Annotated in this window: 16 protein-coding genes and 1 riboswitch; of the genes, 5 read left to right on the top strand and 11 right to left on the bottom strand. The window is 73.2% G+C overall.

The features are described 5' to 3' along the window. Positions 1–3 precede the first annotated feature (3 nt). The gene (locus tag SHK17_RS04865) at positions 4–513 is read right to left on the bottom strand and encodes a 2'-5' RNA ligase family protein (protein ID WP_322921251.1); all 510 of its coding nucleotides are present in this window, start codon (positions 511–513) and stop codon (positions 4–6) included. 51 nt (positions 514–564) lie between these two features. Between SHK17_RS04865 and trpS the strand changes: the two genes are divergently transcribed. From trpS to SHK17_RS04850, 3 genes are all read left to right on the top strand, one after another. Then, positions 565–1,623 (top strand): tryptophan--tRNA ligase, encoded by a 1,059-nt coding sequence (gene trpS, locus SHK17_RS04860; RefSeq protein ID WP_405030404.1) that lies wholly within the window; start codon positions 565–567, stop codon positions 1,621–1,623. A 103-nt stretch (positions 1,624–1,726) separates the two neighbouring features. After that, positions 1,727–2,236 carry a sigma-70 family RNA polymerase sigma factor gene (locus SHK17_RS04855; RefSeq protein WP_322921250.1) on the top strand — a complete coding sequence of 170 codons (510 nt, stop codon included), beginning with the start codon at positions 1,727–1,729 and terminating at the stop codon, positions 2,234–2,236. Further along, positions 2,233–3,435 carry a hypothetical protein gene (locus SHK17_RS04850; RefSeq protein WP_322921249.1) on the top strand — a complete coding sequence of 401 codons (1,203 nt, stop codon included), beginning with the start codon at positions 2,233–2,235 and terminating at the stop codon, positions 3,433–3,435. Before SHK17_RS04855 ends, SHK17_RS04850 begins: the two co-directional genes overlap by 4 nt. Positions 3,436–3,443: 8 nt before the next feature. On the opposite strand, the gene SHK17_RS04845 is transcribed toward SHK17_RS04850, so the two are convergent. From SHK17_RS04845 to SHK17_RS04835, 3 genes are all read right to left on the bottom strand, one after another. Then, complete coding sequence (locus tag SHK17_RS04845; protein WP_172270193.1) at positions 3,444–3,602, bottom strand: hypothetical protein; 159 nt, start codon at positions 3,600–3,602, stop codon at positions 3,444–3,446. Between the two features lie 106 nt (positions 3,603–3,708). Further along, positions 3,709–4,959: an MFS transporter gene (locus SHK17_RS04840; protein WP_322425810.1), complete on the bottom strand. Its 1,251-nt coding sequence runs from the start codon at positions 4,957–4,959 to the stop codon at positions 3,709–3,711. A gap of 73 nt (positions 4,960–5,032) precedes the next feature. Then, the gene (locus SHK17_RS04835) at positions 5,033–7,240 is read right to left on the bottom strand and encodes an NADP-dependent isocitrate dehydrogenase (RefSeq protein WP_322921248.1); all 2,208 of its coding nucleotides are present in this window, start codon (positions 7,238–7,240) and stop codon (positions 5,033–5,035) included. Positions 7,241–7,418: 178 nt separating this feature from the next. Here SHK17_RS04835 and SHK17_RS04830 point away from each other — a divergent pair, with 178 nt between their 5' ends. Then, entirely contained in the window at positions 7,419–8,546 is a 1,128-nt protein-coding gene (locus SHK17_RS04830; RefSeq protein ID WP_322921247.1) for an aquaporin, read from the top strand. Here the strand turns inward: SHK17_RS04830 and SHK17_RS04825 are convergent. Further along, entirely contained in the window at positions 8,543–9,241 is a 699-nt protein-coding gene (locus SHK17_RS04825) for a hypothetical protein (RefSeq protein ID WP_322921246.1), read from the bottom strand. The genes SHK17_RS04830 and SHK17_RS04825 overlap by 4 nt on opposite strands. A 71-nt stretch (positions 9,242–9,312) precedes the next feature. Between SHK17_RS04825 and SHK17_RS04820 the strand changes: the two genes are divergently transcribed. Next, positions 9,313–10,302: a malate dehydrogenase gene (locus SHK17_RS04820; RefSeq protein WP_322921245.1), complete on the top strand. Its 990-nt coding sequence runs from the start codon at positions 9,313–9,315 to the stop codon at positions 10,300–10,302. Between the two features lie 64 nt (positions 10,303–10,366). Here the strand turns inward: SHK17_RS04820 and SHK17_RS04815 are convergent, their stop codons facing one another. The 6 genes from SHK17_RS04815 to SHK17_RS04790 all read right to left on the bottom strand — a co-directional run bounded on the left by SHK17_RS04815 (position 10,367) and on the right by SHK17_RS04790 (position 16,407). Beyond that, positions 10,367–10,690 (bottom strand): DUF3017 domain-containing protein, encoded by a 324-nt coding sequence (locus SHK17_RS04815; protein WP_322921244.1) that lies wholly within the window; start codon positions 10,688–10,690, stop codon positions 10,367–10,369. A 1-nt stretch (position 10,691) separates the two neighbouring features. Beyond that, positions 10,692–11,540 (bottom strand): bifunctional methylenetetrahydrofolate dehydrogenase/methenyltetrahydrofolate cyclohydrolase, encoded by an 849-nt coding sequence (locus SHK17_RS04810; RefSeq protein ID WP_172270183.1) that lies wholly within the window; start codon positions 11,538–11,540, stop codon positions 10,692–10,694. Positions 11,541–11,566: 26 nt separating this feature from the next. After that, entirely contained in the window at positions 11,567–13,159 is a 1,593-nt protein-coding gene (purH, locus tag SHK17_RS04805) for a bifunctional phosphoribosylaminoimidazolecarboxamide formyltransferase/IMP cyclohydrolase (RefSeq protein WP_322921243.1), read from the bottom strand. 24 nt (positions 13,160–13,183) lie between these two features. Beyond that, positions 13,184–13,260: riboswitch (ZMP/ZTP riboswitch) on the bottom strand. A 2-nt stretch (positions 13,261–13,262) separates the two neighbouring features. Continuing rightward, positions 13,263–13,880 carry a phosphoribosylglycinamide formyltransferase gene (gene purN / locus SHK17_RS04800; RefSeq protein ID WP_322921241.1) on the bottom strand — a complete coding sequence of 206 codons (618 nt, stop codon included), beginning with the start codon at positions 13,878–13,880 and terminating at the stop codon, positions 13,263–13,265. A 9-nt stretch (positions 13,881–13,889) separates the two neighbouring features. Next, positions 13,890–15,086 carry a YibE/F family protein gene (locus SHK17_RS04795; protein ID WP_172270177.1) on the bottom strand — a complete coding sequence of 399 codons (1,197 nt, stop codon included), beginning with the start codon at positions 15,084–15,086 and terminating at the stop codon, positions 13,890–13,892. A 1-nt stretch (position 15,087) separates the two neighbouring features. Beyond that, positions 15,088–16,407: a cell division protein PerM gene (locus SHK17_RS04790; RefSeq protein ID WP_322921240.1), complete on the bottom strand. Its 1,320-nt coding sequence runs from the start codon at positions 16,405–16,407 to the stop codon at positions 15,088–15,090. Positions 16,408–16,483: the final 76 nt, after the last annotated feature.

Genomic DNA, 16,483 nt, shown 5'->3' with positions numbered 1-16,483 from the left:
CGCTCAGCCCAGCTCGTAGTGGTGGGTGGGCTGCCAGCCGGCTCGCTCGTCGTGGACGTAGAGGCTGAACGCCCCGACCGGGAACCGGCACTCGAAGGTCGCGAGCTCGTCGAAGGCCCGGTCGAGGGTCGCGTCGTCGAGGTGGTGGGCGATCGTCACGTGCGGGTGGTAGGGGAAGTGGAGGTCCATCGCGAGCGGCCCGCGGCGTACGGCGTCGGCAAGCAGCTCGCACGCCGAGATGCCCTCGGCCAGCATCACGAACACCACCGGCGACACGGGACGGAAGGTCCCGGTGCCGCGGAGGTGGATGTCGAAGGGGTCCACGCCGGCGGACGCCTCGGCCAGGTGCCCGGTCACGGCGTCGAGGTCGGAGTCCGCGACCTCGGTCGGCGGGATGAGCGTGATGTGGGTCGGGATGTGCGTCGCGGTCGCGTCGCCGATGGACGTCCGGTAGTCCTGCAGCTCGGTCGCCCAGGGCTCGGGGATCGCGATGGCTACTCCGATGGTGGGCACCTCCGGAACCCTACAGAACCCGTTCGCGGCGCCGATCGGCCGCGTGAAAGGATCGGCCGCGTGAGTGACACCTTCCGCGCCGCCCAGGCTCGCAGCGACGCCATCGAGGAGCAGATGGCCACCGATCCGGCCTCGCTGCGGATGCTCACCGGTGACCGCCCCACCGGCGCGCTGCACATCGGCCACTACTTCGGCTCGATCCGCAACCGCCTCCGCCTGCAGGACAGCGGCGCGGAGATCTGGCAGCTCATCGCCGACTACCAGGTGATCACCGACCGCGAGGTCGGCGGCGACATCGCCGGCAACGTGCGCAACCTGCTGCTCGACAACATCGCCGCGGGTCTCGACCCCGAGCGGGCCACGATCTTCACCCACTCCTCGGTCCCGGCGCTCAACCAGCTGATGCTGCCGTTCCTCAGCCTGGTCAGCGTCGCGGAGCTGCAGCGCAACCCCACCGTCAAGGACGAGGCGAAGTCGGCCGGCATCACCTCGATCGGCGGGCTGCTGCTCACCTATCCCGTGCACCAGGCGGCCGACATCCTGTTCTGCAAGGCCAACGTCGTGCCCGTCGGTCGCGACCAGCTCCCCCACCTCGAGCAGACCCGGGTGGTCGCGCGCCGGTTCAACGACCGCTACGCCCCCGTCTTCCCCGAGCCGGGCGCGCTCCTCTCCGAGGCGCCGCTGATCCTCGGCACCGACGGCACCAAGATGAGCAAGTCCAAGGGCAACGTCGTCGAGCTGCGGATGACCGCCGACGAGACGGCCAAGAAGCTCAAGGGCGCCAAGACCGACAGCGACCGCGTCATCACCTACGACCCGGACCACCGTCCCGAGGTCGCCAACCTCCTCACCCTCATCGGCCTCTGCGAAGGTGTCGACCCGGCGGCGGTCGCCGAGGAGATCGGCGACGGCGGTGGCGGTGCCCTCAAGGGCCGGCTGACCGACGCGATCAACACCGAGCTGGCCCCGCTCCGCGCCCGCCGCGCGGAGCTCGAGGCGGAGCCCGGCTACCTCGAGGACGTGCTCCGGCGCGGCAACGCGCGGGCCAACGAGGTCGCGGAGGCCACGCTCGACGAGGTCCGCGAGGCGATGGGCATGGTCTACGCCTGACAGGGTGACCGCGTCGCGCCTGCCGGCCTCTGGCCCGGTGCAACCGGAACGCCTCCCCACGAGTCGTCGTCATGAGAGCAGACGACGAGTGGGAGGGTGGGCCATGCCCCGGACCGGCGCGGTGGACCGTGTGCAGGAGGTGTACGCCACCTCCTACCGCCGCCTGGTCGGCCAGCTCACCGGCGTGACCGGTGACCCGGTCGAGGCCGAGGACGCGGTGATGGAGGCGTTCGCGCGGGCCGTGAACTCCTCCCGCTCGTTCCTCGCCGCCGACAACCCGGAGGCGTGGCTGCGCACCGTCGCGGTCAACGTGACCCGCACCCGCTGGCGGCGCAGCCGCTTCTTCCGCGACGTCAGCCACCGCCTCGTCGCCGAGGAGGCCTACGCCGACCTGCCGGAGGACCGGCTGGTCCTCCTCGCCGCCATGCGCCGTCTCCCCGTGGCGCAGCGCGAGGCGATCGCGCTGCACCACCTGGCCGACCTGCCGGTGCACGAGGTGGCCGAGGCGGTCGGAGCGCCGGTGGGGACCGTCAAGGCCCGCCTGGCACGCGGGCGCGCGGCGCTCGCGGTGCTGCTCTCCGACGACCAGCAGCCCGAGCGGAGCCACCGATGAGCCTGCCCACCGACCTCGCCCAGCACGTCGCCGAGCGCGCCGAGCCCCCCGGCTTCGACGCGGTGCTCGCCCGCGCCGGCCGTGCGCGGCGCCGACGACGTACGACGGTCGCGTCGGCGCTCGCCGCCGCGGTCGTGGTCGGCGGGGTCGCGCTCGGCGCGGGTGGCTGGCTGGACCCCGACCGGCAGTCCCCCGATCCGGCGCCGCCGGTCCCGACCGAGACGTGGGACGGTGCGCCCGAGGTCGACGCGCGCCTGCCCGAGGACGTGCGCGAGGTGCTCGGGGAGGACCGGGTCCACCCCTGGGCCGTCGCCGGGTCGGAGAGCGGTGGGGTCGCGGCGCTGTGGCGGGGGTGCCCCGACGACGCCGCGGCCGACCGGCAGTGCCGCTCCGCGCTGGTGACCCGGCTCGGTGACGACGTCCGCGGCAGCGTGCTGGAGGGCGACTCGCCGACGCTGGCGGAGGTCCCGGGCGGTTGGCTGGTCGGTGACGACTCGGGCCTGTTCCGCGTCTCCGCGGACGGCGTCCGCGACCCCGTCGTCGACCCCGGGGGCAGTGCCGTGCCGGTCGAGCCCGGCGACGCCGTGGTGCCCACCCCCGGCGGCCTGCGCCTGCTGCGCGGGACGAAGCTGCTGCCGCTTCCCTCGCCCGACGGCGGCGAGGTGCTGGCGGCGTACGCGACCCCGGCGGGCGACCTCGTCGTCGCCGTCCCGTTCGGCACCGGTGCCGTCGAGCTCCGGTGGAACGACGGCGGCCCGATCTGGTTCCAGGGCCGCGTGGCGCGCCCGGGGGCCGGGGCGGTCTCGGGCGCCGCGATGGCCGGGCACCAGGACGGCGTGGCCGTCGTGCTGCTCGGCGACGCACCCGACGGCTCGGTGCCCGTCCTCGAGGTCGCCTCCTCGCCGGACGCGGGCCGCACCTGGCAGCGGGCCCGCAGCTCCGGGGACCTGCGGGACCTGTCAGGGCTCGCGGTCTCCGACGTCGGATCGACCTACCTCACGACGGGCTCGCACGGCGCGCTGCGGGTGGGTGCCGCGGGCGAGGTGTCGGCGGTGCAGCAGTCGCCCCAGGACCACTCGGTGTTCCTGGCCTCGGACCGGGTGTGCCTCGTGGCCGAGGCCGGGGAGGTCGACGTGCTCCGGTGCTCGGTGGACGACGGAGCGTCCTGGAGCTCGCAGGCCCTCCCCGGCTTCCGGTGAGGGACGGCTCAGACGACCCAGCCGACGTTGTCGGCGACGAGGTCGGCCATCGGGTAGATCCCGCGGATGTCCTGGCGTCGCTCGAACAGGCTGATGACGTCGTGCACGTTGCGGTCGGCGAGCTCGCGGCGCCGACCCATCTGGATCTCGATCTTCTCCTCGTCCATGACCCACCTCCGGGAAATGTTGCGGGTGGCCGATCCACCCCCGTTGATTGGATCGTTACAAAGCCAGGCTACGCAAGGATTCCGGCATTGTTAACGGCAGGAAAAATCAGGCGGACGTAACGGCATTGCCGCGCACGTGCAGGCGCGCCGAGACCAGCAGGATGGCCACGCCGGCGAGGGAGAGCCCGAGGCCGACGAGCGCCGGGGCCCGCAGTCCCCAGCCCGCGGCGATGACGATCCCGCCGAGCCACGCGCCGAGCGCGTTGGCGATGTTGAGCGAGGCGTGGTTGAGGGCCGCGCCCAGGGTCTGGGCGTCGCCGGCCACGTCCATCAGCCGCAGCTGGAGGTTGACCACCAGCACGGAGCCGAGCGTGGTGATGAGGAAGACGACGGGCAGGGCGGCCCACCCGTGGGGGGCCGCGACCCAGAAGGCGAGCATCGTGGCGGCCATCCCGGAGCCGCCGATGATCAGCGAGCGGAAGATCGACCAGTCGGCCATGATCCCGGCGAGGCCGGTGCCGGCGACCATGCCGAGCCCGAACGCCAGCAGGAAGATCGGCACCGACCGCTCCCCCAGCCCGCCGACGTCGGTGACGACGGGGGCGATGTAGGAGTAGACGGCGAACATGCCGCCGAAGCCGACGGCGCCGGCCAAGAGGGTCAGCCACACCTGCGGGACCCGGAAGGCCGCGAGCTCACGCCGACCACTCGCCTCGGCGTCGCCGGGGCACGACGGGACGAACCACACGACGAGCGCGAGCGTGACCAGGGCGAGGCCCGCGGCGGCCCAGAACGCCGCCCGCCAGCCCAGCTCCTGGCCCAGCAGCGTCGCGGCGGGCACGCCGAGGACGTTGGCCACGGAGAGGCCCAGCATCACCTGCGCGACCGCGCGACCCTTGCGCGAGGGCCGCGCCATGCTGGCCGCGACCAGGGACGCCACGCCGAAGTAGGCCCCGTGGGGCAGGCCCGCGGCGAAGCGGGCCAGCATCAGCTGCTCGTAGGACGTCGCGAGCGCGCTCACGGCGTTGCCGACCGCGAAGGCGGCCATCAGCGCCACCAGCAGCGCCCGGCGCGGCAGCCGGGCGCCCATGAAGGCGAGCACCGGCGCGCCGACGACGACGCCGACGGCATAGGCCGAGATGAGGTGGCCGCCGGTGGGGATGGAGACGGCCACGCCGTCGGCGATCTGCGGGAGCAGCCCCATCGTCACGAACTCGGTCGTGCCGATCGCGAACCCGCCCATCGCCAGCGCCAGCACGGCGAGGCCGAAGTGCCGCGCGGTCACCGACGCGACGTCGAGGTCCTCCGGGGTGGGCTCGGCGGCCCCGGGGGCCTGGTCGGTCGCAGTCGTGGTCATCACTGGCCGCAAGAGCAGGACCCCCGAGGAGTATTCCCCGGGGGTCCTGCCTGTGACGCGGGTCGCGTGCGCGTCAGAGCGTCGCGAGCGCCTCGTTGAACGTCGCCGACGGCCGCATCACCGCGGCCGCCTTCTCCGGGTCGGGGCGGAAGTAGCCACCGATGTCGGCCGGCTGTCCCTGCACGGCGAGCAGCTCGTCGACGATGGTCTGCTCGTCCTCGCGCAGCGTGCCGGCGAGCGCCGCGAACGCCTCGGCCAGCGCGCTGTCGTCGGTCTGCTTCGCCAGCTCCTCGGCCCAGTAGAGCGCGAGGTAGAAGTGCGAGCCGCGGTTGTCGATCGTGCCGAGCTTGCGCCCCGGCGAGCGGTCCTCGTTGAGGAAGGTCTCGGTCGCCCGATCGAGGGTGTCGCCCAGGATCTTGGCGCGCGCGTTGTCGTCGTAGCCGGCGAGGTGCTCCAGCGACGCCGCGATCGCGAAGAACTCACCGAGGCTGTCCCAGCGCAGGTAGTTCTCCTTGACCAGCTGCTGCACGTGCTTGGGCGCCGAGCCGCCGGCGCCCGTCTCGAAGAGGCCGCCGCCGTTCATCAGCGGGACGATCGAGAGCATCTTGGCGCTGGTGCCCAGCTCGAGGATGGGGAAGAGGTCGGTGTTGTAGTCGCGCAGCACGTTGCCGGTCACCGAGATGGTGTCCTCGCCGCGGCGGATCCGCTCGAGCGAGTACGTCGTCGCGGCGGCCGGCGCCATGACCTCGATCTCGAGGCCGTCGGTGTCGTGCTCGGCCAGGTAGTCGTTCACCTTGGCGATGAGGTTGGCGTCGTGGGCGCGGCTCTCGTCGAGCCAGAACACGGCCGGCGTCGCGCTGGCGCGGGCCCGGGTGACGGCCAGCTTGACCCAGTCGCGGATCGAGGCGTCCTTGGTCTGGCAGGCGCGCCAGATGTCGCCCGCCTCGACGTCGTGGGACATCAGCACCTCACCGGCGGCGTTGCGGACCTCGACCTTGCCGGCGGCCGGGATCTCGAACGTCTTGTCGTGCGAGCCGTACTCCTCGGCGGCCTTGGCCATCAGGCCGACGTTAGGCACCGATCCCATCGTCGAGGGGTCGAGCGCGCCGTGGGCCTTGCAGTCGTCGATGACGGCCTGGTAGACGCCGGCGTAGGACGAGTCCGGGATCACCGCGAGGGTGTCCTGCTCCTGGCCGTCGGCGTTCCACATGTGACCCGAGGTGCGGATCATCGCGGGCATCGAGGCGTCGATGATGACGTCGGAGGGGACGTGCAGGTTGGTGATGCCCTTGTCGGAGTCGACCATCGCCAGGGCCGGGCCCGAGGAGAGGCCGGCCTCGAAGGCGGCCTTGATCTCGGCGCCGCCCTCGACCTGGTCGAGGCCGGAGAGGATGCCGCCCAGGCCGTCGTTGGCGGACAGGCCCGCGGCGGCGAGCTGCTCGCCGTACTGGGCGAAGACGTCGGCGAAGTAGGCGCGCACGACGTGGCCGAAGATGATCGGGTCCGAGACCTTCATCATCGTGGCCTTGAGGTGGGCCGAGAACAGCACGCCGTCCTCCTTGGCCCGGGCGACCTGCGCCTCGAGGAACTCGTCGAGGTGGGCGGCGCTCATGAAGGTGGCGTCGACGACCTCGCCGGCGAGGACGGCCAGGCCCTCCTTGAGGACCGTCTCACCGTCGGTGCCGACGTGGACGATGGAGAGGGTGTCGTCGCCGTCGATCACGACCGACTGCTCGTTGCTGCGGAAGTCGTCGTGGCCCATCGTGGCGACCGACGTCCGGGAGTCGCTGCTCCACGCGCCCATCGAGTGCGGGTGCGACTTGGCGTAGTTCTTCACCGACGCGGGGGCGCGGCGGTCGGAGTTGCCCTCGCGCAGCACCGGGTTGACAGCAGAGCCCTTGACCCGGTCGTAGCGGGCGCGGACCTCGCGCTCCTCGTCGGTCTGCGGGTTCTCCGGGTAGGCCGGCAGGTCGTAGCCCTGCGACTGCAGCTCGGCGATGGTCGCCTTCAGCTGCGGGATCGAGGCCGAGATGTTGGGCAGCTTGATGATGTTGGCCTCGGGCTGCGTGGCCAGCTCGCCGAGCTCGGCGAGGGCGTCGTCGAGGCGCTGCTCGTCGGTGAGGCGGTCGGGGAACTGGGCGATCACGCGACCGGCGAGGGAGATGTCACGGGTCTCGACGTCCACACCGGCGGTCTTCGCGTAGGCGGCGATGATCGGCAGGAACGAGTACGTCGCGAGCAGCGGCGCCTCGTCGGTGTGGGTGTAGATGATCTTGGCCATGGGTAGGACAGCTCCTGGTGATCGTTCCGAGTGATCGGGCGGCATAACTCTTGACGTCAAGATACCTGACGCGCGTCTTCGTGGCGACTCGCCTACCCTCGCACCCCTGCCCGGCCGCGGCTAGAGTTCCCGTGGCCGCCGCGGGGTGCGGCCACCATGACCCTGGAGGGGGCTCGCCATGAGCGACACCGTCGCAGACTCACCGACCACCGGACAGAAGTTCACCGCGGAGACGCTGGGCACCTTCGTGCTCGTGTTCTTCGGCTGCGGTGCCGCGCTCATCAGCGGGGGCGACTACGTCGCGACCGGCCTGACCTTCGGCCTCACCGTGGTGGTGATGGCCTACGCCGTCGGCCGCGTCTCCGGTGGCCACTTCAACCCGGCCGTCACCCTCGGCGCGGTGCTGGGTGGCCGGCTGCCGTGGAACCAGGTCGGCATCTACATGGCCGCCCAGCTCCTCGGCGGACTGCTCGCCGGCGCCGCGCTCCTCGGCATCATGCAGGGCTTCCCCGACTTCTCCGCCGAGGGCAACATGGCGCAGAACTTCTTCGGCGACCAGAGCGCCCTCGACTTCGCGTGGTGGGCCGCGCTGCTGCTCGAGACGCTCATGACGGCCGTCTTCCTCTGGGTGATCCTCGCGGTCACCGACGAGCGCAACGAGGTCAACGTGGCGCTCGGTCCGCTGGCCATCGGCCTGTCGCTCGCGATGATCCACTTCGCCTCGATGGCGGCGACCGGCACCTCGGTCAACCCCGCCCGCTCCATCGGGGTCGGCGTCTTCGCCGGCACCGACGCGATCGTCCAGCTGTGGCTCTTCGTGCTCGCGCCGCTCCTCGGTGCGGCGATCGCCGGGCTCACCTACCCCGTGCTCTTCGGCCAGGGCGCCACCCCCGTCGCGGGCTCCGGCCTCAGCTTCGGCGGCGGTCGCAAGGACCAGTTCGTCCCCGGCAACTACGAGGCCCAGTGGAACCAGGGCCAGCAGGGCGGCTGGGGCCAGCCCGGTGCCGCGTGGGGCGCTCCCCCGCAGCAGCAGTGGGGCCAGCCCGTGCCGCCGCAGCAGCCCGACCCCGCCTACGGCGCACCCCAGGGCGCACCACAGGGCGCACCCCAGGGCGCACCCCCGGTGGCACCCGGCCAGTGGGGCCAGCCGGCCCCGCAGCAGCCGCCGGCCCAGCCCGGGCAGTGGGGTGCTCCTCCGGCCCAGCAGCCCGGCCAGCCGGGACAGCCCGGGCAGAGCGCGCCCGGCCACTGGGGCAACCCCGACGGCGACGACGACGGCCGCACCCAGGTGCGCCGCCCCGACTAGCGCTCGCGCACGGCCAGCCAGCCGGCGTCGAGGTCCTCGACGCTGACGAGGCCGACTCCCGACTCGTAGACCCTGCGCGTCGCGGTGCCGGCCTCGTCGCGCGTCTGCAGCATCTGGCGCGACTGGTCCTCGATCCTCACGACGTTCTCCCGACCGTCGGCAAGACGGAAGGCCAGCCACCCGTCGCCCAGTCGCGGGTCGGCCGGCATCGCCAGCCCCGCCTCGGCGTTGCCCTCCCCGGCGCGCCAGCTGGCCCCGGGGAACGAGTCGGCGCCCACCAGCCAGACGTTGCCGTCGTCGTCCTGGGCGTAGAACCGCGTCTCCTCCACGTCCCGGTCGTCCCGGTCGGCTCCGTCGAGGTCAGTGGTGGTCCGCACGGCGGTGGCGGTCAGCCCGGCCACCTCGGTGGTGGTGTCGAGCACCTCGGCGTCGATGGTGCCCACGGTCCGCCCGTCCTCGGTGACCGTGTAGCGCCACGCCGCGCCCGGCTCCAGGGCGAGCCAGGGGTTGTCGACGGCGTCGACGAAGTCGTCGGGGTCCGGCGACGGCGTCGGGATGACGAGCCCGTTGATCCCCTGCGAGTCGTACGGCGCGGGCTGGCCGATGCCCGCGCAGCCGGCGAGCCCGGCGGCCAGGACCCCGGCCGCGGCGAGGCCCGCCAGGCGTCGTACGGCTCCCCACATGGGCGCCAGCATGCCAGCCGCCCCCCGCTGCTAGCGTCAGCGGGACAGACCTCATCGACCTCACCTCGCGAGGAGTAACCACCGTGACCTCCGCTGAACCCCTCAAGGTCGCCGTCACCGGCGCCGCCGGCCAGATCGGCTACAGCCTGCTCTTCCGCCTCGCCAGCGGGGCACTCGCCGGGGACCGCCCGATCGAGCTGCGACTGCTCGAGATCGAGCCCGCCCTCAAGGCGCTCGAGGGCGTCGTCATGGAGCTCGACGACTGCGCGTTCCCGCACCTCGCCGGCGTCGAGATCGGTGCGGACGCCGAGAAGATCTTCGACGGCGTCAACCTCGCCCTGCTCGTCGGTGCCCGCCCGCGCGGTCCCGGCATGGAGCGCGGCGACCTGCTCTCGGCCAACGGTGCGATCTTCACCGCCCAGGGCAAGGCCCTCAACGCGGTCGCGGCCGACGACGTGCGCATCGGTGTCACCGGCAACCCGGCCAACACCAACGCGCTCATCGCGATGAGCAACGCCCCCGACATCCCGCGCGAGCGCTTCTCCGCGCTGACCCGCCTCGACCACAACCGGGCGATCTCCCAGCTCGCGGCGAAGACCGGTGCCAGCGTCACCGACATCAAGAAGATGACGATCTGGGGCAACCACTCGGCCACCCAGTACCCCGACCTCTTCCACGCCGAGGTCAACGGCCAGAACGCCGCCGAGCTCGTGGGCGACCAGGGCTGGCTGGAGAACGACTTCATCCCGACCGTCGCCAAGCGCGGCGCCGCCATCATCGACGCCCGCGGCTCGTCCTCGGCCGCCTCGGCCGCGTCCGCGACCATCGACGCCGCCCGGGACTGGCTGTTCGGCTCGGCGCAGGACGACTGGGTCTCGATGGCGGTCGTGTCCAGCGGCGAGTACGACGTCCCCGAGGGCCTCGTCTCGTCGTTCCCCGTCACCACCTCCGGCGGCGACTGGTCGATCGTCGAGGGCCTGGAGATCGACGACTTCTCCCGCGCCCGCATCGACGCCTCGACCGCCGAGCTCGCCGACGAGCGCTCCGCGGTCACCGAGCTGGGGCTTGTCTGAGGCGGCCTGACCTGAGCGACCGACGACGGCCGGGCCCCCACGCGGGTGCCCGGTCGTCGTCGTCTCAGAAGCCGCCCGGCTGGTTGGGGATCGAGCCGGCGAGGAAGACGAGCGACCCGCCGAGCAAGGACAGGATCGCCGCGTCGAGCACCTTGTGGCGTACGGCGAGCATGCCGGCGTCGCGGTTGCGGAGCAGGAGCCGGACCAGGGCGGCGAAGACGAGCGCTCCGCCCATCAGCCGGATGCCCGTGCGCCACTCCTCGAGCACGACCAGCACCATCGCGACACCGACGGTCACGAGGACGAGCAGGTAGAACGCGCCGCCGATGGTGGACGGGTAGCGTCGCCCGTCGTCCTCCCGGCCGTCGCCGTGCTCGGACTCCGTCATGTCAGGACCGCAGGGACTTCTCGGCGATCTCCACGATGTTGGTGAGCAGCATCGCGCGGGTCATCGGACCGACGCCCCTGGGGTTGGGCGAGACCCAGCCCGCGACCTCCCACACGTCGGGGTGCACGTCGCCGGTCACCTTGCCCTCGACGCGCGAGACGCCCACGTCGAGGACGGCCGCGCCGGGCTTGACCATGTCGGCGGTGATGATGCCGGGCACGCCCGCGGCAGCGACGACGATGTCGGCGTTGCGCACGTGGGCGGCGAGGTCGACGGTGCCGGTGTGGCACAGCGTGACGGTCGCGTTCTCGGAGCGCCGGGTCAGCAGCAGCCCGAGCGGGCGACCCACCGTGATGCCGCGGCCCACGACGACCACCTCCGCGCCGGCGATCTGCACGTCGTGCCGGCGGAGGAGCTCGATGGAGCCGACCGGGGTGCACGGCAGCGGGCCGGCCTCGCCGAGGACGAGCTTGCCGAGGTTGGTGGGGTGCAGGCCGTCGACGTCCTTGTCGGGGTCGACGCGCGACAGCAGGGCGAACTCGTCGAGCCCGGTGGGCTGCTGGACGATGAAGCCGGTGCACTGGTCGTCGGCGTTGAGCTCGTCGATGACGGCCTCCACCTCGGCCTGGGTGGCCGTGGCCGGCAGGTCGCGGCGGATCGAGGTGATGCCGATCTCGGCACAGTCCTTGTGCTTCGCACCGACGTACCAGTGCGAGCCGGGGTCGTCGCCGACGAGCACCGTGCCGAGTCCCGGGGTGACCCCCTGCTCGGCGAGGGCGGCGACGCGCTGGGCGAGCTCCGCCTTGATGGTGCGCAGCGTCGCCGCGCCGTCCAGGGTCTGTGCCGTCACGGCGGTCAGTCTAGGGACGTCGGCCATCAGTGGAAGAAGTGGCGCGTGCCGGTGAGGTACATCGTCACGCCGGCCGCCTCGCAGGCGGCCACCACCTCGGCGTCGCGCACCGAGCCGCCGGGCTGGACGATCGCGCGGACCCCGGCGTCGATGAGGATCTGCGGACCGTCGGCGAAGGGGAAGAAGGCGTCCGAGGCCGCCACCGCGGACGTCACCCGCTCCCCCGCCCGCTCGACGGCGAGCCGGCAGGAGTCCACCCGGTTGACCTGGCCCATGCCGACGCCGACGGAGGCGCCGTCGGCGGCGAGCAGGATCGCGTTGGACTTCACCGCGCGGCAGGCGCGCCACGCGAAGGCGAGGTCGGCCAGCACGTCCTCGGAGGCGGCCTCGCCGGTGGCCAGCGTCCACGTGGCGGGGTCGTCGCCGCCGCCCTCGACCTCGGCCGAGAGGACGTCGCGCTCCTGCAGCAGGAGGCCGCCCGAGATCGCGCGCATCTCGGCGCCACCGCGGACGAGCGGGGGGCACTCGAGCACCCGGATGTTCTTCTTGGCCCGCAGCGCCTCGATCGCGCCGTCCTCGTAGCCCGGGGCGACGACGACCTCGGTGAAGATCTCGGCGACCTGCTCGGCCATCGCGACGGAGACGGGCACGTTGGTGGCGATGACGCCGCCGAAGGCGCTGACCGGGTCGCACTCGTGGGCCTTGCGGTGCGCCGCGGCGACGTCCTCGCCGACGGCGATGCCGCACGGGTTGGCGTGCTTGATGATCGCGACGGCCGGCTCGTCGAAGTCGTACGCCGCCCGGCGGGCCGCGTCGGCGTCGACGTAGTTGTTGTAGGACATCTCCTTGCCGTGGTGCTGGGTCGCCTGGGCGAGTCCCGGACCCTCGGGGAGGAATCCGTTGCTGTAGAGCGCGGCGCGCTGGTGGGGGTTCTCGCCGTAGCGCAGCACCGCCTCCTTGCTCCACGTGGCGCCCATCCACGCCGGGAAGCCCGAGCCGTCGCTGGTGTCGGCGAGCACGTTGCCCATCCAGGAGGCCACGTGCACGTCGTAGGTCGTGGTGTGGACGAACGCCTCCGCGGCCAGGCGCCGGCGCTCGGCGAGCGTGAACCCGCCGGCGGCCACGGCGGCCAGCACGTCGTCGTACGCCGCGGGCGAGGTGACGATGGCGACGCTCGGGTGGTTCTTGGCCGCCGCGCGGACCATCGAGGGACCGCCAATGTCGATCTGCTCGACGCACTCGTCCGGGGAGGCGCCGGACGCGACGGTGTCGGTGAACGGGTAGAGGTTGCTCACGACGAGGTCGAACGGCTCGATGTCGAGCTCCTCGAGCTGCGCGACGTGGGACTCGAGGCGCCGGTCGGCGAGGATCCCGGCGTGCACGCGCGGGTGCAGCGTCTTGACGCGGCCGTCGAGGCACTCGGGGAACCCGGTGAGGTCCTCGACGCGGGTGACGGGCAGGCCGAGCGAGTCGATGAGCGCGGCGGAGCCACCGGTCGAGACCAGCTCCACGCCGGCGTCGTGCAGGGCGCGGACGAGGTCGTCGAGACCGGTCTTGTCGTAGACGGAGACGAGTGCTCGCTTGATCGGGGTGCGGGCCTCAGCGGCTTCAGGGGACACGGGACTCCTCGGTCGGTTTCGAGTCGGGGGCACCCAGGCGTTCGATGCCCTCGCGCGTCACTCCCTGGTGGTGGCCCACCTGCGCCAGTCGTGTGGTCGAACCCTACCGAGCACCGGCGCCGATGCGAACCCGGCGGCCCTCGACCGTGATCCCCTCCCGCGCGATCCGCCCGACCGCCTCGACCAGCATGGCGCGCTCCGCGGTCTTGATCCGCTCGTGCAGCGACGCGACGTCGTCGCCCTCCTCCACCGTGACCGGCACCTGCGCCACGATCGGACCGGTGTCGACGCCCGCGTCGACGACGAAGAGCGTGGCGCCGGTGACCTTGACGCCGTGGTCGAGGGCGTCGCGCGGGCCGTGCATGCCGGGGAACGCCGGGCACAGCGCGGGGTGGGTGTTGAGGGTGAGGAACTTCGCGAGGAAGTCGGTCGAGAGCAGCTTCATGAAGCCGGCCGAGACCACCAGGTTCGGCTCGAAGCGCTCGACGACGGTCGCGAGGGCGGCGTCCCACCCGTCGCGGGTCTCGAAGTCCGACAGCGAGCGGACGAACGTCGGGACGCCGGCGCGCTCGGCGCGCGCCAGTCCCTCGATGCCGTCGCGGTCGGCACCGACCGCCACGACGCGGGCGCCGTACGCCGGGTCGGTGCAGGCGTCGAGCAGGGCCTGCAGGTTGGTGCCGGACCCGGAGACGAGGACGACGAGGCGCGTGGGCTGCTGCACGCGTGGATCCTATGCGCGGTGCGAGGCGCGGCGGGACGGCCCGGCGCCCGCGGACCTCTCGCGGACCAGGCGGCCGGCGACCAGTGCGGCGATCGCCGTCGTGACCGGGACGGCGGCGAGGATGCCGAGGCCGCCGACGAGTCCGCGCACCACCTCCTGGGCCACGACCTCCTGGCTCACCGCGATCCCGAACGGCAGCTCGAGCGCGGAGAACACCAGCATCAGCGGCAGCGTCGCGCCGACGTAGGCGAGCACGAGCGTGTTGACGGTCGACGCGGCGTGCGAGCGACCGATCCGCATCGCCCGGGCGAACAGCGACCTGGCGCTCGCCTCCGGGTCCACGTCGGCGAGCTCCCACACGGCCCAGGTCTGGGTGACGGTCACGTCGTCCAGGACGCCGAGGGCGCCGATCACCAGCCCGGCCAGCAGCAGTCCGCGGAGGTCGACCTGCGCCGCGATGCCGGAGATGTACTGGCTGCCCTCGTCGACGAGCCCCGTGAAGTGCCCGACCTCGGTGAACACCCAGCCGACGCCGCCGATCACGAGGAGCGACACGAGGGTGCCGAGCATCGCCACCGTCGAGCGGACGTCGAAGCCGTGGGAGAGGTAGAGCGTGACGAGCATGATCGCGGCGGCGGTCACCACCGCGACCGCGAGCGGCGGGGAGCCCTCCATGATGGCGGGCAGCGTGAAGACCGCGATGAGCACGAGGGAGTACGCCAGGCTGGCGAGCGCGCCGATGCCGCGCCAGCGCGACAGCGCCAGGACGCCCACCGCGAACAGGACCAGCAGCGTGAGCAGCGGCGGGCCGCGGTCGAAGTCCTGGAAGACGTACTGCTCCCCCGCCGGGGCCTGCTCGGTGAACGAGACGACGATCCGGTCGCCGGCCTGCACGTCGGGTGCGTTCTCGCCGAAGGGCAGCAGCGCCAGCGCCTCGCCCGGGGCACCGGGCCCGCTCAGCAGCTCGACCTCGGCCTGCTGGCAGCCCTCGCCGAGGTCGCAGGTGACGACGGAGCGCACCTCGGCGGTGCCCCGCTCCACGTCGGTCCCCGGGCCGGCGAGCTCGAGGTCGCCGTCGGGCCAGAGCAGGGCGAGGCCCACCACGGTCGCGAGGACGAGCGGTCCGACCACGAGGGCCACCACCATCCGCAGGTGTCGCGGCAGCGGCCCCAGCGACGAGTGGCCGTGGCCGTGTCCGGCCCCCACGTCAGTCCTCGGGAGCGGTGGTCGGTGCGGTGGTCGGTGCGGCCGTCGGTGCGGTCGTCGGTGCGGTCGTCGGTGCGGGCGCGGGCTCGTCGCTCCGTGCCCGCGCCGCGCGCCACGCCGGGAGGGCGAGGACCGACGCACCGAGGAGGGCGCCGACGCCGCACGCGGTCATCGCGTGCACCAGCACGTCGGGCACGAACGGGCCCACGAACCGCATCCGGCCGGGTCCGGCCGCGCCCCCGGCGAGCGAGGCGAGGACGGCGAACCCCACGCCGGCCGCGAGACCGCCACCGCAGCCGGCGAGCGCGATCCGGTCCCAGGTCAGCGGCCGGGTGCGCAGGGCACGGTGGGCGGCGACCGCGGCCACCACGGGCGGCAGGAGCATCAGGGCACCGACCCAGCCCGGCGGCGTACCGGCTGCGGGGAGGGCGGCCAGGAGCGGCACCACCGGGAGCGGGCCGAGCACGACCGCGCCGGGCGAGACCAGCGTGGCGCCGCCGACCGCGAAGCCGGGCCCGAGGAGCCAGGAGCCGGCGCACAGCACGGCGTTGGGCAGGAAGGCGGCGTTGACCAGGGCGTAGAGGCCGGCCTCCGACGGGCTGGGGTGCAGGCTGGAGGTCATCGTGGCCGCGTCACCGAAGGACAGTCCGAGCGCGACGACGAAGAGCAGGCCCGAGACCAGCAGCAGGCTCCGCAGCACGGCGCCCGCCACGACGGCTCCCGCACGCACGGCGGCCGGCACGAGCGCCGCCCAGATCGCGGCGCGGCCCGAGCCGACGGCGATGGCGGGGGCGGCGACAGCGGCGGTGAGCAGCAGCGTCCAGCCCAGCACGCGGGGCACGGAGGGGTCGACAGCGGAACCGGCGGCCAGGGTGGCGACCACCACGGCGACCACGGCGTAGCCGGCGAAGAACGTGCCGATGGCGATCGGGACGGTGAGGTCGCGCTCACCGTCGGAGATCCGGTCGGCGTCGGGACCGTGGCCGGACACCGAGTCGCCGACGCGGTGGCCGAGGCGCCACATCGACCACGCCGCGACGGCCGTGATGCCGAGCGGCACGAGGGTGATCCGCGCCCCCATGACCGTCAGGCCGGAGCCGTGGCCGGCGAGCCAGGCGAGCGCGCCCATCCGCATCCCGTCGCGGGGTGCGCCGTGCACGCCCGCGTCGGTGACGAACCAGCCGATCACACCGGCCGCCAGCAGCACGACGAGCGGCCCCAGGGCGGCCAGCGCCCCGCCGAGCGTCGCGATCAGGACCAGGGGGCGCGGGCGCGCAGCGGCAGCCCGGGCGCTGTCGGGTCGGGTGAGGAGCGACGTCATGACCGGGCCATCATCACCCGGCCGGCCGGACGGATCACGCTCCCACGCCGCCCAGCGCGGCCTCGCCGCCGCTGCG

This window comes from Nocardioides renjunii, from assembly GCF_034661175.1.
Classification (GTDB): domain Bacteria; phylum Actinomycetota; class Actinomycetes; order Propionibacteriales; family Nocardioidaceae; genus Nocardioides; species Nocardioides renjunii.
The sequence above is the reverse complement of the archived record's forward strand: the minus strand, read 5'-3'. Positions and strand labels throughout refer to the sequence as shown.